Origin of the sequence: Ponticaulis koreensis DSM 19734, assembly GCF_000420665.1 — a bacterium.
Taxonomy (GTDB): domain Bacteria; phylum Pseudomonadota; class Alphaproteobacteria; order Caulobacterales; family Hyphomonadaceae; genus Ponticaulis; species Ponticaulis koreensis.
In genome coordinates this window covers 1,766,219-1,781,530 of sequence record NZ_ATVJ01000001.1, presented here as the reverse complement: position 1 = coordinate 1,781,530, position 15,312 = coordinate 1,766,219, and the positions used below count along the sequence as shown (strand labels likewise).

General features: G+C 51.4%; 14 protein-coding genes. 7 read left to right on the top strand and 7 right to left on the bottom strand.

From position 1 onward, the window contains the following. Positions 1-26: 26 nt before the first annotated feature. The 4 genes from G523_RS20285 to G523_RS0109130 all read right to left on the bottom strand — a co-directional run bounded on the left by G523_RS20285 (position 27) and on the right by G523_RS0109130 (position 6,309). Positions 27-2,090, bottom strand: coding sequence for a lysozyme (locus tag G523_RS20285; protein ID WP_022694751.1), 2,064 nt, complete (start codon positions 2,088-2,090; stop codon positions 27-29). A gap of 71 nt (positions 2,091-2,161) precedes the next feature. Next, the gene (mgtE, locus tag G523_RS18730) at positions 2,162-3,556 is read right to left on the bottom strand and encodes a magnesium transporter (RefSeq protein WP_022694750.1); all 1,395 of its coding nucleotides are present in this window, start codon (positions 3,554-3,556) and stop codon (positions 2,162-2,164) included. A gap of 140 nt (positions 3,557-3,696) precedes the next feature. After that, positions 3,697-4,764, bottom strand: coding sequence for an alpha/beta fold hydrolase (locus G523_RS0109135; RefSeq protein ID WP_022694749.1), 1,068 nt, complete (start codon positions 4,762-4,764; stop codon positions 3,697-3,699). Between the two features lie 111 nt (positions 4,765-4,875). Further along, complete coding sequence (locus G523_RS0109130) at positions 4,876-6,309, bottom strand: spinster family MFS transporter (RefSeq protein WP_022694748.1); 1,434 nt, start codon at positions 6,307-6,309, stop codon at positions 4,876-4,878. A 419-nt stretch (positions 6,310-6,728) separates the two neighbouring features. Between G523_RS0109130 and G523_RS0109125 the strand changes: the two genes are divergently transcribed. From G523_RS0109125 to G523_RS0109095, 7 genes are all read left to right on the top strand, one after another. Next, entirely contained in the window at positions 6,729-7,118 is a 390-nt protein-coding gene (locus G523_RS0109125) for a hypothetical protein (protein WP_022694747.1), read from the top strand. Between the two features lie 9 nt (positions 7,119-7,127). After that, a complete protein-coding gene (locus G523_RS0109120) occupies positions 7,128-8,363 on the top strand; it encodes a relaxase/mobilization nuclease domain-containing protein (protein ID WP_022694746.1) in 1,236 nt (411 codons plus the stop codon). Between the two features lie 219 nt (positions 8,364-8,582). After that, a complete protein-coding gene (locus tag G523_RS0109115; protein ID WP_022694745.1) occupies positions 8,583-9,929 on the top strand; it encodes an ROK family protein in 1,347 nt (448 codons plus the stop codon). Between the two features lie 164 nt (positions 9,930-10,093). Continuing rightward, the gene (locus G523_RS0109110; RefSeq protein ID WP_022694744.1) at positions 10,094-10,813 is read left to right on the top strand and encodes a hypothetical protein; all 720 of its coding nucleotides are present in this window, start codon (positions 10,094-10,096) and stop codon (positions 10,811-10,813) included. A 63-nt stretch (positions 10,814-10,876) separates the two neighbouring features. Beyond that, on the top strand, positions 10,877-11,176 hold the full coding sequence (locus G523_RS0109105) for a hypothetical protein (RefSeq protein WP_022694743.1): 300 nt from the start codon (positions 10,877-10,879) through the stop codon (positions 11,174-11,176). Continuing rightward, the gene (locus G523_RS0109100) at positions 11,173-12,267 is read left to right on the top strand and encodes a hypothetical protein (protein ID WP_022694742.1); all 1,095 of its coding nucleotides are present in this window, start codon (positions 11,173-11,175) and stop codon (positions 12,265-12,267) included. Before G523_RS0109105 ends, G523_RS0109100 begins: the two co-directional genes overlap by 4 nt. A gap of 16 nt (positions 12,268-12,283) precedes the next feature. Next, the gene (locus G523_RS0109095) at positions 12,284-12,520 is read left to right on the top strand and encodes a DUF6356 family protein (RefSeq protein ID WP_022694741.1); all 237 of its coding nucleotides are present in this window, start codon (positions 12,284-12,286) and stop codon (positions 12,518-12,520) included. Between the two features lie 41 nt (positions 12,521-12,561). On the opposite strand, the gene G523_RS0109090 is transcribed toward G523_RS0109095, so the two are convergent. The 3 genes from G523_RS0109090 to G523_RS20920 form a co-directional block, all read right to left on the bottom strand. Beyond that, positions 12,562-13,080, bottom strand: a complete 519-nt coding sequence (locus tag G523_RS0109090) for an antirestriction protein ArdA (RefSeq protein WP_022694740.1) — start codon at positions 13,078-13,080, stop codon at positions 12,562-12,564. A 646-nt stretch (positions 13,081-13,726) separates the two neighbouring features. After that, positions 13,727-14,536 carry a hypothetical protein gene (locus G523_RS0109085; protein WP_155802633.1) on the bottom strand — a complete coding sequence of 270 codons (810 nt, stop codon included), beginning with the start codon at positions 14,534-14,536 and terminating at the stop codon, positions 13,727-13,729. Beyond that, positions 14,536-15,135 (bottom strand): hypothetical protein, encoded by a 600-nt coding sequence (locus G523_RS20920; RefSeq protein WP_199285720.1) that lies wholly within the window; start codon positions 15,133-15,135, stop codon positions 14,536-14,538. The genes G523_RS0109085 and G523_RS20920 overlap by 1 nt, the downstream gene beginning before the upstream one ends. Between the last annotated feature and the right edge of the window lie 177 nt (positions 15,136-15,312).

Here is a 15,312-nt window from a genome sequence, read left to right as displayed (position 1 = left end):
CTTTAAAATTGTCATTTCGGTTTTGATTAGTCTTCAACGCCGGAAAGCTTGCGGATCATAAAGTAGATACCGAAGATCAGGCCAAAACCACCGATCAGTGTCAGGAATGGACCCGCGTAAAGCTGGTTGTCGGCGACGGGCTCATCAGAACCGATCAACCCCCCCCAATCCATGACGCCAAACACACACATCGCAGCGCCCAGAAGTGCGAGCAGAATGAACGGGAACACGCCGAACCAGAAGTCACCAGCAGACTTGCGGCTGCCTGAAATTGGCGCGTGAACCTCATCAGCATCAACGCCGTTGTCTTCGCCCGGATAGTGATCAGATACGAGCGGATCAACAATCGTCACGCGGCGGTCATCGTCGTCTTCGGACGTGTAATCCAGCGCTTCGACGGTTTCCGTTGCCTCTTCGGGCGTTTCGGCGACGAAGTTTTCGCCTTCCTGCCAGACTTCGCCAATTGTCTCCTCAGCAGCCTCGACTTCCGTCTCAGCAACTTCGACAACTGCGTCCTCTACAGGCTCTGAGACTTCGAGAAGTGTTGCAGGCTCTTCATCCAGATCAGCTGCCTCTTCCAAGGCCTCGGAAACATTTTCGGCTTCCACGACCCCAGCCTCGACCAGCGTCGTTTCCTCAACGTCAGCAACAGCTTCGATCTCGGCTCCTTCAACCGCGACCGGTTCTGCTTTAATCGTGTCTTCTACCTCGTCCTCGTCGCCAAGCGCTTCGGTAACTGGCGCTTCGCCAGCATCTTCGTCTGCTTCAGCTTCATCGAGATCGCTGAGCTCTACTTCTTCAGCGCTCGTCTCAGTCTCGGATTCCTGTTCGGACGCGAGGAAGTTGATTTCCTTCTCAACCGGCTCGGCATCTGTCTCGCTTTCCTTAGCACCTTCAGCGGTAGCTTCTGCTTCTGACTCTGCTTCTGCATCGTCCAGAAAGCTAGGACGCGCGACGTTGTCCTCCAACGTCGCATCATCTTCCTGCGCATCATCAGATGCTGTGGCTTCAGTTTCATCAGCGGCTTCCAGGTCTGGAAGCATAACAGGCTCGGCAGTTGTTTCGTCATCAGACAGAGTTGCGAACGCGACCGTCTCTGTAGTCTCGTCTACAGGTTCAGCTTCATCTTCCGCTTCATCGTCACGACGGGAAAGGTTTGATGCAGCGATTGCTGCCGCCAGAAGCGTATCGTCAATGCCGTCATCTTCGACATCGTCTTCGATCTCGTCATAGTCGGCGAGCTCTTCGTCGCCAACGACGTCGCTTGCATCCCAGATAGATGCTTCTGCGCGAACACGGTTTCCGATTTCTTCTGTCGTTTCCTCAATGGTCTGAGGCTCGGCTTCTACCGCATCTGTTTCATCCTGAGACGGTTCTTCAGCAGTTTCGGCAACAGCTTCTTCTTCGACTTCGACTTCCGCTTCAACGTCCGCTTCAGACTCAGCCTCCGCTTCGCCTTCACCATTGCTGTTCGCCGCATTCAATTCAGGCGCGGCAGCCGGAAGTAGTGCAGTCGCTTTAGCTTCCTCAGTACGCTTGTTCTCAAGGGACAGCGCGCCGTTGGACAGCGCCAGCACAGACGCAGCAGAATCAAGAACCGGGCGAACGACGAGGCTCGGGGCAGCAGGCGCACCGGCAGGGTGGCTGAGGAAGAGGTTTTTCTCAGCGGCGCGTCGACGTACCAGCGCATCCAGAACGATCAGATGGCCATCAATGCGTGCTTTACGCCATGCCGCAAAGCTTTCAGCCGCCGCAAGCATCTCACCGGAATTCACATATTTCAGAACATCGCTGTGACGGAAGGCTTCTTCACCAATATTCCAGGCGAGCGACACAAGAGCATCAAACTCGTTCTGGTGCAGCGGTGCCCTCACGACATCGCAAACTAGGCGTTCGGTTTCCTGCAGATCGTAGCGCAGCAGATATTCCGCTTCACGCTCTGAAACCTCAATGCCTTCACGCGCAGATCGCGTATGTCCATAGCCCACGATCCAGCCTCCCGTCGGAAGCTTGCTCGACCGTCGCCTCAACCCTTCGAAGTTCTTGATAAGATCAAGTCCTGCCTGGGATATTCGATTTGTCTGACCCATGAATTGCCTCTTTCTGGCACACTGTGGCGCTTTGAGCGCTTCTCATGCAATTTCAGAACCTATCCGGATAATCACGGCAGAAGGAAGACCGTGGCAAGCCCCAGAAAGCTCAAAAAGCCGATAATATCGACCGTGGTTAAGAGAAAGACAGAAGACGCAACAGCCGGGTCCGCACCTAGTCGTTTCAATGTCAGAGGAATGATAATCCCGGACAGGCCAGCCCAAAGGAAAGTTGCAAGCATCGCCACGGCAATTACCCCTGATAAAACAGGGTCTCTGAACCAGAAATAAGCGATTGCAGCGACCGCGGCAGAAAACACAACACCATTTATGAGCGCAGTCAGCGCCTCACGAATAATCGCGCGGCGCGTCGTGTTGCCTGACAATTCCCGCTCTGCCAGCGCACGTACAGAAACAGCGAGCGTTTGCGAACCCGCATTCCCTCCGAGCGCGACGACGACAGGCATCAACACAGCCAGCGCAACAATGGTCTCTATCGTTTTGTCGAAGAGAGAGATCACAATGGACGCGACAAAGGCCGTCAGCACGTTCATCGCCAGCCATGGTGCGCGCGAACGGAAGGTGGACAGGACAGTGTCCAGCGCTTCAGCAGACGATACGTTGGAAAGCGCGAGAAGGTCTTCGCGGTTTTCTTCCTGAATAACGTCTACGATGTCATCGATTGTCACCATACCCGTCAGCCGGCCCGACTCATCAACAACCGGTGCAGACGTCAAATCGTACTTCTGGAAGAGGTATGCGACTTCTTCCTGGTCCATATCCTCAGGGATTTCGACCTTGTTTTCTTCCATAATTTCGCCGAGCGGCACGTTGCGCGGAGTGCGCATAATCTTGTGCAATGGAACGCAGCCAAGTACGCGGAAAGTCGGGTCGATCACGTAGATCTCGAAAAAGACATCCGGAAGCTCTTCAGCATTCCCGCGAGCATGATCGACGGTTTGACCGACATTCCAGAACTCTGGTGCAGCGAGAAAGTCGCGCTGCATGAGGCGACCGGCTGACTCCTCATCGAACGACATTGCGCGTTCGAGCTCTTCACGGTCACTGCTTTCCAGCTTTTGCAGAATGTCGTTCTGGCGCTCGTCCTCAAGGTCGTCGAGCAGCATGGCTGCATCGTCGGTATCGAGCGTGTTCAGAGCCTCCTGAAGGTGTGCGTCGGGCAGACGCTCGACAACGAGTTCACGATACTCGTCCCGCATCTCCAAAAGTACTTCAGTCGGGAAGCTGTCGGCAAGAATGTCGGTTGCTGCACCGATCAGGCTGCGCGGCAGAACCTCAATGACATCCGCAGCATCAGCCGGGTGATATTGCTCAAGAACTTCAAGGACTTCAGCTTGACGCCCAGTCTCAATCGCTGCCTCTAATTCAGCAACGCGAGCGGCCTCGATCTCGTCTTCGCTGAGCTCCTGTGCAGCGGGAAGCTCTCGCTCGTCATCCATTTCCATGGCGCCCTCCGCAGAACGTGTTTCAGCTCATTGAGTTAGTTTCAGAGTGCGCGAAAATAATCAATGTCTATCGCAGCCCAAAAGGTTTCTGGGCTGCAAAAGCTGTAATTTCAGTCACACACGTGGCTGGGAACCCGCGGTCAGTCATGAAGGTCTGACAGAAACTCGAGGAGATAGGCGTTAACCTGATCAGCCTCTTCCTGCTGCACCCAGTGACCCGCGCCCTCAATCAGATGCACGTTACGCAAGTCACGCACTGTTCGCTCCAGACCTGCCCTAAGCTGCTCTGCGTCCGCACCGCCTATCACGACATCCTGTTCACCCGCCAGAAAGACGACAGGAATATCGATCCGTGCGCCGTCCAGTTCGCCCGTGGTTTCCCAATTGCGATGGAAATTGCGGTAATAATTGATGCCGCCGCGAAACCCGGACTCTGTGAAGTTATCGATATAGTATTGCAAATCCGCTTCACTCAGCCAGTCCGGCAACTCCGTTGGCTGACCAAGGCGACGAGTCCACCCTCCAGCCGACCGGCGTGGGTCACGAATTTCCGGTGGTGTACGAGGAGTTTCCGGCGAAGCGTAGAGTCGCTGAAGAATACCTCTCGGATCAGCATCGAACTCGGCCTCAGCTACGCCAGGCTCCTGAAAATAGAGGATGTAGTAAAAATTCTCGCCGAAGCCTGCGCGCATTCGTTCAATCGGAGACACATCTCCGCGCGGGCTGTAAGGCACGCTCATCGCGAACAGGCCGTCGAATTTTTCTGGATGGAGTAATACAGAATACCAGCTTACGATTGCGCCCCAATCATGGCCGACAATCGTCGCCTGCTCGTATCCATAATGGTCGACAAGACCTGCAATATCATTTGTGAGAGTCTGGATACGATACGGCTCAACCTCTGCAGGTGCGTCGCTACCTCCATACCCACGCATATCAGGGGCGATCACATGATATCCTGCATTGGCAAGCGCAGGCATCTGATAGCGCCAGGAATACCAGAGCTCCGGCCAGCCATGCACAAATACAATCAGAGGGCCGTCCTCGGGACCGGCTTCAGCGACACGCAGTTCGATTCCATTCACCTGCACTTCGGTCAGCTCTATAGCCGTTCCATCCGAAATTTCAGTCGCCGGTGTTGTGCTACAGCTCGTCAGGACGAGCGCCGCAGCGCCCATGATCAGACTACCAATTTTAGTGAATGTCATCCGGGCCTCCCCCTTATATGCCTTAACACGTTTAGGATGTAGGCGCGGGCAACGCAATGAATGCGGTAGAAAAACAACGCCCCGCCGTTTCGGGCGGGGCGTCGCATCAGACTAGTTTGCCTGTAGCTCTTTCTTCAAAGGCTTGGCCGCCATGATCAGAAGAACGCCAGACAGCACATAGAGCGAAACTGTCACCAGCATTGAATATTGCAGACTCACCGGATTGGCCATCGCACAAGCTTCTGCAAGCGCTGAAGTGTTACCCGGCTCGAGCAGAGCACAAGAAGCGCGAGTTACATCGCCCACGTCGGCGGCAGCAAGTTGCATATTGAAGAAGATATCGCTCAACGCCCCTATAAACAACGGGCCGAGCCCATAGCCAAGCAGGTTCACCACAAAGAGCATGATCGCCGTAGACACGGCACGCATTGTGTTGCGCACAACACCCTGCGCGATAGTGTACTGAGCTGCGAGATAGCCATACTTGACGAACGCACCGATAGCGAGGCCAACAGCACATAACCAGAGAGTATTCGTCATGAATGCAATAATGTAAAACGGCACGCATAGGACAAGGCCAAGACCTGGCAACCAGGCAATCGCTGTCGTCCGCTTCTTTGCGATTTTACTGACAATCCAGCCGGTCGCGAATGTACCAACCGCTGCAGAAAGTGCGACTGGCACGTTGATCCAGACCGCGGCCTGACCAGCCGTCAGATCAAACGAACGCACGAGATAAAGAGACTGGAACGACGAGACGCCATAACCGCAAAAGGCCGCAAGCGTGCAAGCAGCCGTCATGAACCAGAACGAGGACTTGCTCGCGAGCTCTTTCAAACCGGCCGCAAACGGTACACGTTCACGCGGTGCAGACGCGCCCCCCGGATCGGAATAGCCGCGCGGCGGCTCTTTTACTGTCAGGAAGAAAACAACAGCAAAAATAACACCCGGAAGGCCGAGAGCAAAAAACGCGACCCGCCATCCGAAAGCGTCTGTGATCGGACCACCGATCAGGTTCGCCAGCATGGTTCCAAGCGTCACGCCCATAGCATAATAGCCGAGCGCTGAAGACCGTTTGCGGGGTGGGTAATAGTCGGAAATCAGAGAGTTTGCAGGCGGCGTACAGCCGGCCTCACCTACGCCAACGCCTACTCGGAACAGCAGAAGGCTCCAGAAGCCTCCGATTACCAAACCACCAATCGTGACTTCACGCGAGAGACCGCATAGCGCAGTCATGAGCGACCAAAGCGCGAGACAGATCGCGATAATCGCAACGCGATTACGGCGTTCTGAAATCTGCGCCAGTGGGATACCGACTATCGTATAGAACAATGCAAAACCGAAACCGGTCAGCAAACCGAATGCGGTATCGGAAATACCAAGTTCCGGTTTCATGACCGGGGCAACGACAGACAGAAGTCCGCGGTCGATAAAGTTCATGATGTAGATAAGAAGAAGAGCGTTCAGCACATATGTACGCTGGGCGCGCGTGCCGAAGCCTTCCATCACGCCAGGGCTGTCACCCTGAGCTGACGTCACACTCATATTGTTCCTCCCGACGCTGCTCAATTTGGGGGCCGGTTTTCCGGTCATGCAGCGTGTTTAGATGTAGCTTACCCATCATTTCATAAGGGATGCAATCGAAACCGGAATATTAGTTATGAACTAAACGACATAAAACTACCGGTATAGATCGGCACGCGCGAAGACATACGGCGCATAACAGCAATTTATACTGTGTTTATTTGAAATCGCCACGAAGGACGGAATGCCTTGCAACGGTGCGGGGCACATCAAACACGGTTTTCCCTCAAATCGATCCACTGGATCGATTTTTCATTTTAGAAAAATGTCGGGAAAATGGTGCGGCCCGAGTTACCAAACTCGAACCAACTGTTTGAAGAATTAGCAGATTGGAACCGCATTCTTGAAGACCTGAATTCACCCGTTATGGAGCTGGAACCATGACGGGAACGCTTCAGAACAATTTCGAGACCGCAGCAAATACGCAACCGAAACCCCGCCGGAAACGGCTCCCACCCTTGTCTATCCGTGTGACAGAGGATGAGAAAAAGCGGCTCGAAAAGCTGGCCGGTGATCAGTCAATCAATGCCTATGTGCGCTCTAAAATCCTTGGGGATAAATCGAAGCGCAATGCGCCCTACAGAGAAACGCTTGCGCGTCTTCTGGCACGAATGGGCGAGACTGAGATCGGCCCAAGCCTTCGAACGCTCGCCCGATCTGCAGAGATTGGCGCACTGATCGTTGATGCCGAGACAAAGGCACAACTGAATACGGCGCTGGTTGCTTTGATCACAATGCGCCAAGAGCTGATCAAAGCGCTCAGCCGCTGAGGTTCGTTCATGATCCTCAAAGCCTCCGAACGCGCCTATGGGCAAAACCTGGCTCGGCATCTTCTCAATGTCGAAGACAATGAGCATGTCGAACTGGTCGAGCTGCGTGGCTTTATCTCGGATGACCTTGCCGAGGCTTTTAAGGAAGCCGAAGCGCTTTGCCGTGGCACGAAGCGCACCAGCAAATATCTCTTCTCACTGAGCCTCAATCCGCCTGAGGATGCGAACGCCACTTTGGAGGATTTTGAAGGCGCGGCGCAGCGGATTGAAGAAAAGCTCGGACTGTCCGGCCAGCCGCGCGCTTTGGTTCTGCATGACAAGAATGGCCGCTTACATGCCCATGTCGTCTGGTCAAAAATTGACGCCGAAACCATGACAGCGAAACAGCTACCACACTTTAAGCGAAAGCTCATGGATATCGCGCACGATCTCTATCTGGAGCATGGCTGGCAACTTCCGAGCGGCCTTGAAGCCCATGGTAAAGCGCGTGCTGAGAATTACGAGCTGGCTGAAGCCCAGCAATCAAAACGCGCCAAATGTGATCCTGAGGAACTCAAGCGGCTATTCCAAAACTGCTGGGAGGTTTCTGACGATCTGACGAGCTTTCGCGCTGCCTTGCGTGAACAGGGTTTTGGGCTTGCGAGAGGAGATCGCCGGGGATTTGTCGCTGTGGATACGAGCGATGAAATCTACTCACTATCGCGCTGGTGCGGTGTGAAAGCGCGAGAGTTAAAAGCGCGCCTTGGTAAACCAGATGAACTTCCGGATATCGATACGGTGCGCGCCGTTCTGATATCCGAAGGCGAAGCCGAAAAGCAGCGCGCGCTAGAGGAACGCGCTGAAGCGCTTAAATCGCGGATCAAGCCGATGCTCGTGGCACGGAAGGAAATGATCGCCCAGCATCGCGCCGCGCGTCGCGCTCTCTCAAGCCAGCAAACCTCCCGTGCGACTGAAGAGGCACGACAGCGTTCTTCTCGCTTTGCAAGAGGCTTGGGATTGATCTGGGAGTTTGTGAGCGGCAAGCGCGCCAAACTCCGCAAAGAAAATGCCCTCCATCTGGCAGAATGCCAGGCGCGCGACCGAAGGGAGCGCGAAATCCTCGGCGCGCGTCAGCGCAAAGAGCGACGAGAGCTGGAGCTTCAAATCAGGGCGCGGCTGAACAAGCTGCGCGAACTGGAACGCGAGCCGGATATGGCCCGCTCGCATTCGCTCATCAAAGATATGTCTGGCCCGAGACTTCAGTGAGACCAGAATACATGCAGGTCGTCATGACTGAGACGGATGATAATCTCGACAACAACTTATTTGAAGTTCTTAGCTCAAGCGAACACATTGGAGTCTACTTGTCCGTATACGGAGTACGGAACAGATAAATTTCGACAATCAATCATGCTTGTGAAGCCGAAAAAAAGCACTATCAGTACTACAACGAGAAAACCCGTGGGGGGTGGGGTGCATTATTAGATGCCAGATTCCGAAGAGATTGAGATCATCGAATATGCGGAAGCAATGAATCGCTGGTCGGCAAACGAGCGAGATTTAGGATGTATCAGTCTCACTAAGGATTCGATTTTTTTTGGCGTTGCGAGAAGTCTCGGCCCAGTTCCAGGTCAGGTACAGAATGCAATGTCGAAAATTGACTTGTGTGTCCACGGAGAAATCCAAGGATCAGGTCATGATAGCGCGGGACTTGGCACTATCATCACGCTAACAGATGTTGCTCTCGCACTTAAATTGATCCTGCAATATGCCCCACAGGTGACCCACGTTGCAGTGGCGTCTTTCGGACCCTTTGTTCGTTTGGGCAAATACAATAGAGAAAACAACCCAGATGAATATGGCAGGTTTCCAAAACATCTCACGAATTATCCCGAATGGAGTGGCGAGAGTTTGTACCAACGATCTCGGACTATTCTAGCCGACATTCTGAACGTGACACTTAAGGAACTGGAAATTGAAATCCTCGTGTGTCTAGACGTCAATGTCAGTGCATTGGGAGAGCATTACTTCGAATTAGATCGATTGTTTGACAAAGACGAGGAAGGCAAGAAACTCCTTCACAACACTTTCTCATTGGCCGGCTCTCGCGTGCCGTCGAGAATTCGCCAAACAGATATGCGCAAATGGAATGACGTAGCACATTGGTATCAGCGATGGTCACGCACGACGACTGCGTATGTGAAGATAAGTCATTCCGTCAACGTCGGCTTTACAGACGTCGGCTGGATCGGTCGAGGACGTCACCACGCTCAGATGAATGCGCATCTTCCCCGAAAATTGAGTTTCGACGGACAGATAGACGATTTCCCGGGCTCCTGCTCGATCCATGGAGACTGCCTCGAAGGTTTAGTGAGCGTTCATGCTCTTTCGACAAGAATCAGAACGCACGAAGATCCAAAATTGAGGAATGACGAGTTTCTTCAATTCGCAAAAATTGGCGATCCTATCTGGGATATTGCTGCCGCCTACGTCGCCGACTTTTGTCATCTGATTACCAAATTTATTGCTCCTCGTCGTATTGCAATCGGCGGTCTTATTTCGCGAGGTCCGAACGGAACCGAGCAAGGAAAGAGATACTTTCTAACGCTCGTCAGAAATCACTTCGAACAACGACTTAAGCCCGCTAATAGTACCCGCAACATTCCTGCTTACGAGGAATTAGAAGACCTCACCAAATTCATCACTTACAGAATCTGCCCATGGCCCGGTGTGTTTGGAGGCCTGATTGTCGCGCGATGGGACAAAACTAATCTTACACCTGTGGGAACGTTCGAACACAATCTCGTTGAGAGAAACCGAGGTGATCCCTGACTGCAGTTAGTAAAATTTTCGCTCAAACTTGGGTCCAGAAGTATAATTACATATTCTGCACGCTAACGGTTTACTTTTATGCTATTACTGATTACTGCACACGCTCGCATTGGCCATCACAGACGGCTTGAATTGGATTTGGTATTAAGGAGATGGTTCCTATAATGGCTTCTAAGAAAGACCCCGCAGAGTCGGAAACGTCTGTGGATAGCTCTGAGAAACGAGCCCGGAAGTCCGGCCTTCTAAGAGATAGCAAGAAACTAAAAAATCAGCCAAAAACTTCTTTTTCCTTGCAAAATCAAGGTATTTCTGCAAAGAATAATCATTCTGACCGCAAACCTACGGTTCGGAAGAGGAGGAACTTGGGTGAGACAGTTTCGAATGATGCCGAGTACGTTTTGGCAGCAGCGGCGCGTCTAGCTGGTTTGTCGCGCGGAGAGTTCGTTCGAGTTGCACTTCGAGAACACCCTTCATTGCGCCTGGAGATCACTGAAATTGCACGCGACCGAAAAACGTTAGGAGTAGTTGTTCCAGTTTCGATATATGAGAAATTTCGAACTTTCGTCGAGGCAATTCCGGTTAAAACTGGCTGTCCGAATCAAACGGTCACCGGGACAGTGAACAGCTTGTTAGACACGGTCACTCAAGAACATCTTGACGAATTGTCCGTTCGGGCATTTACGCGAAAAGGACGTCCCGATCCCAATAGAGAGCCGACTCATAGACTGAATGTGAAACCTACCGTGGCAACTTACGATCTTTTGAAAGCTGCTTGCAACAAGCGTAATGTTCCAAACCTAACACCACAAGATTTTGTCATTGCGATCATACAGGAGGTTTCCAAGCTAGAACCTCAGCCCGATCTCGCATTACGGGTCGGATAAATTGTAATTGACATAGATAACTTTTTAAAATAATCCTTCCTTCGGACCGAGGGAGGATTACCAATGCATCTTCGTAAATTCGCCGACACACAAAATGTAGATACCCATGTCTCGTTTGATCGCGCCTATGAATCGATCGAAGCGTACACAAATTGCCGCGCTCTCCGTCATCTTTCCGAGACTGAAGTAAAAACCCACGAGGCTTTCAAAGCTGGCTGTGCAGCATTTGATCACTATCAAGATGAGACGCCCCCGGGTGTTTGGAACACGGAACGAAAAGCTCTCTATCTGGCTGGCTATCGGTACCAACAAGCGCGAGAAAAGGCTGTGAGGCATGCAGTTGTCATCGGAGATTCACGATGAACAGATTGCCCCTTCGAGCAAACACTGACGCTAATCAACTGAGGCCAGTCCAAAATACAGACACCGAAATAGAAGCGTGTCACCTTTCTTCAGAACACGTGGTCTGGAGCAATACCGAGTTCTGTGGTGCTACAGATCCAAAGGTGTTTGTCAATTTGCCCCCTGAAGAGATTGTGGAACTCAGAGCGGCAGAAATGACTCTGTTAAAGATCTTCGACATTCCTCGTGGACATAGAGAAGAAGTTCTTTTTGCAGAAATTTTTCAAGGGTGTTCCTTCTTCTGTCGTTTGAGAGCTCTAAAAATGTTTGCTGCTGCAAAGCCGTTTTATATTTCTGGTCTCCTGAACGACGTCGCGCACGAGAGTTTCAAGCGAGTTCGTCACCTCGCAGTTGGCATTGCTTTAGACCTGCGACCGTTTACGTACGTTGATGAGAATTTGCCCGGTCTCGCTGACAGTCAGAAACCCAAAAAGCACGGTACGCCAAACAGCAATTCTGCTCCAGGCCTTCACCAAATTCATTCCGACTTGTCGGCTGGTTCACCCCATTTTCACCCGCATTTCATTCAACTGACAGCCGAATACAATGATCAATCGGTCTCCACACATTTCGCGATGTTGCCTGACATCATTCGTCGGTTGAGTGAGGAAACTATAAGGGTCCTGAAGCAGTCGGACCGATTCCTTCATAAGTTGTCGCCATCTTTCGGGATTGACCACCCCGGTGTAAAAAAACCGGTTCTCTGGATCAATCCCAGTGGTCGTCTTTCGATCGCCTATTCAAGCTATGGAACGAAAGTCGCGAACGATTCAGACCGAGTGGCTTTCGGAGCGAAAAACGAACTTGACGATGCGATATCAGCGGTAACCCGCGAAATAGTTGTCAAAACGAATGACAGCTTTGTTTTCCCTCAGGATTATATGCTGCATGGTCGAGCATCTGCTCAGAACGATGATGGGACGATCAAAGCACGATCTGTGATTCGAACCTACTATCGTAGAAATCTTGACGCCCTCCAGCGCTTAAGACCTAAAAATAACTTTGAATTCAGTTACTTAGAGGCGGTCACTTCGCCGGAAAATCAACATTGAAACCGAGGAAAAGGAAATGCAGACTGAAGTCTTCTCAAAAATAAAAAGTCTATTTACTGAACACCCAACGCGCGTTGGAGAGAGTTATCTTCAACATGCTTTATTCGCAATGCGCGTTGGTGGTTTGATGGCTATGGGCGCTATTGCTGTCTCTGCGCACGCGCTGTTTCCCTTTATGTTCAAGAGAACGGGTAGCAACATTATTCTCAAGCTGCACAGCAAATTGGTAAATCGACACCATCCGTCCGTGTAAGGGCATCACCCCTTCACGAGACGGTTAGTGAACCATATCGGTCAGCCATTCCAAAAGACATGCAGCTCTTCATAACCAAGACGAATGACAAACACGTCACTGATTTCCAGATCCCGCCCCATAAGCTCGTAATCGATATAGTATTGCAGGGAGTCCGGAACTTGTGTGATCTGTTCGGTCAGCTCTTCTGCAAACTCCGCAAGAGAGGAATACTGACCCGCATAGTGATCATTGAGCGCAGTTTTGGCCTCTTCAAGATCACCGACATAATGTGAGGCAAGTTCAGCGCCCAATCGCCCATGCTCTTCAATGAAGGCGGCTTTTTCGCAGACGCTTTCAATCTCCTCATATTCCGAGATATCAAGCCCCTCAAAGCCTTCATGATCATGAATTGCCCACTCTTCCGCGTCAGGGATTGGCGAGGATTTGAGCACCTCTCTGATCCCGTTCCAGATTGAGTCATCACCTAAAGCCGCATCAATCCACTGACCGTGTAGATAGCCGTTATTATAGGCGGCGAGACACGCCACATAGATTCTGATCTCTCCTTCGCTTTTCATCTTAAAACCTCCGTCAGGTATGGGTTGCACATGCAAACCTGCCCCTTGGCGAAAGCGGGGTGTGCAAACGGAGGGAAAATCGGCGGCGGGCGCAGGGAATACCCGAGCCTCGGGAGACCGCTCTATTTTCTACGAAGTGCGCTGAGGGCGAGCAGCCCTAAGCCTTGCGCAAAGGATCGAAGCCTATCTGTATGAGTTCCTGTCAAGGCACTTCTGAAATCCCTTGATGTGGCGGCCACAAAGCTTTTTCGCCAACAGATTCTCGATCTACCGGGCAAAAAAATGAATCCAAAGTGAAACATCAAGATGGAAGTGCCAATTTCTCATCAATCTATCCAGCTAACGCTAGAATCTATTGGACACAGTCCGGCGATCTTTCCCGTTTAATTGCTCATCCTGAAGCGGCACTTGATACAGGATAAAAAGACGAAAATTTGTACTTGCCTACCGGCTCGCGGCAGCAACACGGGGAACGGCATAGAATGAGGCGGAGCGATCCGAATGGCGCGCTATACTGATTTTATCAGCATTAACTGTTTCGATTACGCCCTAAGCCTCAAGCCACACTAGACTGCCAGGTTGAAACTCCAGCTCATATTACTCAGGTTTTATGATACTGCTCAACAGATGAGCGCAACTTGAGATCCTAGTCTGAAGAAAAAAGAGAGTATCGCGTTTCTTGGCCGTCGGCTGAAATCAAGATAACTCCGTTATGTGTTACGCTTGCTATGGTTTGGCCTTCCAATTCTTCACCCGCTTTTCGCGCTTCAGGTTCAGAGTTTCCATTGACACTCATAAGCGCGAGCCACTCGGCGCCGTCATAACGCAATCCAATTAATCGAAATTCACTTCGATCAGCTTCGACCCACTCTGGTGCCCTTGAGTTCATCGGCCTCCTCAGCTCATCGAAAGGGTTTCGCGAATGGAAAGCCTCCCAATTGTCGACTTGACGCACTGGCTGAATATCCACGCCCATCACCGTTGTGATCCGGAAATCCCCGCTTAAAGTATCAGCGCTCCGTCGTTGAATGGAATATGCATCCAGGACAAGATCGGGAATCTGAGAAAACTCGTCCAACAGTTCGGATAGGGCCATTGGAGTGAGTTCGAACTCTATACGCCAGCTTGCCGCGTTGAGAATTGGGCTTCGAACTGGTATTTCGCTGACACTTTGTAACTCTATCGCATGTTGACGAATTATCTGTATGACTTGCGATTGTCTTGCTCGTTTAAATGTTTCGAAGTCTTCTGGCTCAAGCTGACCAAAAGACGCATTGTCTGAGCGAGCATCGGATAATCTGTCTGAAAAAAGTTGCCGCTGAGCCGCGAGATTATCAACGGACGCGCGCAATCGATTGACACGCTCCCTTCCGATAGAAGAAATGTACATAAAGCTAATGAAGATGGCCAAGATCATTGACCACCCTATCAATGCTTTAATGCCGTGTGACGACATCAATTCGAATCTCCATAAGGAGAGGTTGCCACGATTGAAAAAGACTCAACTCCTTGTCGCTCCGTCGATATTCGTGGTCCCGGGCGTAGATGTGGATGTGTTTCAGGTTGAGCAATTCCCGATAAAACGGCGTTTGCATTTGCAGCACGCATTTCAAAAACAACCGATTGTCCGTCAAACTGAACCGTATTCCACCAAGCGCCATCCGGTGTCAGGTTGGACATGTTCTCAAGAATCGCATGGTGAGACGAAGGCGAACTCCAACTTTCAATCTGGTCGATGTATCGATTGGCTTCCGCTAAAATCTGAGAGTTTGATTGAGTTCGAACTAGTCGAGAACGCAGCTGTTCATTTGAGAACTGCAGGTCTTGAAGCTGAATTTCCAAAGCGTCGCGTTCAGTATTGGATCGCAAAACAGAAGTAGTTAACGAGCCGATTAACGAGAGGGCAATGACAATCAGGACGACGATACGTAGTGAAGAAAAAGGACCGGTAATATACCGCCGACCGTCTACGTTTATTCCTAAATGTTGAAAGCTGACCAATTCGGTTTTGTTTCGCGTCACAACATAATTAATCGTCCCACGATTCGTCTGCATGGCAAGAATCCTTGCCTCGTCGAGTGGGACCGGCGAAAGGTGCTGTATCGCTACCCTAAAGGCTCGCTTCAGATCCCGCCCTGATACACCGTCTCGGTCAAATTCTCCGGAGAAGTATTCACTGGTATTCAGCGATCTGTAGCTTTTCCCAAATCGGCCAAACGAAACCGCAAAGAC

Coding starts and splice junctions, on each gene's coding strand:
- G523_RS20285 (WP_022694751.1), bottom strand. CDS start 2,090: ATGGGTCAGACAAATCGAATATCCCAGGCAGGACTTGATCTTATCAAG.
- mgtE (WP_022694750.1), bottom strand. CDS start 3,556: ATGGAAATGGATGACGAGCGAGAGCTTCCCGCTGCACAGGAGCTCAGC.
- G523_RS0109135 (WP_022694749.1), bottom strand. CDS start 4,764: ATGACATTCACTAAAATTGGTAGTCTGATCATGGGCGCTGCGGCGCTC.
- G523_RS0109130 (WP_022694748.1), bottom strand. CDS start 6,309: ATGAGTGTGACGTCAGCTCAGGGTGACAGCCCTGGCGTGATGGAAGGC.
- G523_RS0109125 (WP_022694747.1), top strand. CDS start 6,729: ATGACGGGAACGCTTCAGAACAATTTCGAGACCGCAGCAAATACGCAA.
- G523_RS0109120 (WP_022694746.1), top strand. CDS start 7,128: ATGATCCTCAAAGCCTCCGAACGCGCCTATGGGCAAAACCTGGCTCGG.
- G523_RS0109115 (WP_022694745.1), top strand. CDS start 8,583: ATGCCAGATTCCGAAGAGATTGAGATCATCGAATATGCGGAAGCAATG.
- G523_RS0109110 (WP_022694744.1), top strand. CDS start 10,094: ATGGCTTCTAAGAAAGACCCCGCAGAGTCGGAAACGTCTGTGGATAGC.
- G523_RS0109105 (WP_022694743.1), top strand. CDS start 10,877: ATGCATCTTCGTAAATTCGCCGACACACAAAATGTAGATACCCATGTC.
- G523_RS0109100 (WP_022694742.1), top strand. CDS start 11,173: ATGAACAGATTGCCCCTTCGAGCAAACACTGACGCTAATCAACTGAGG.
- G523_RS0109095 (WP_022694741.1), top strand. CDS start 12,284: ATGCAGACTGAAGTCTTCTCAAAAATAAAAAGTCTATTTACTGAACAC.
- G523_RS0109090 (WP_022694740.1), bottom strand. CDS start 13,080: ATGAAAAGCGAAGGAGAGATCAGAATCTATGTGGCGTGTCTCGCCGCC.
- G523_RS0109085 (WP_155802633.1), bottom strand. CDS start 14,536: ATGTCGTCACACGGCATTAAAGCATTGATAGGGTGGTCAATGATCTTG.
- G523_RS20920 (WP_199285720.1), bottom strand. CDS start 15,135: ATGCAGACGAATCGTGGGACGATTAATTATGTTGTGACGCGAAACAAA.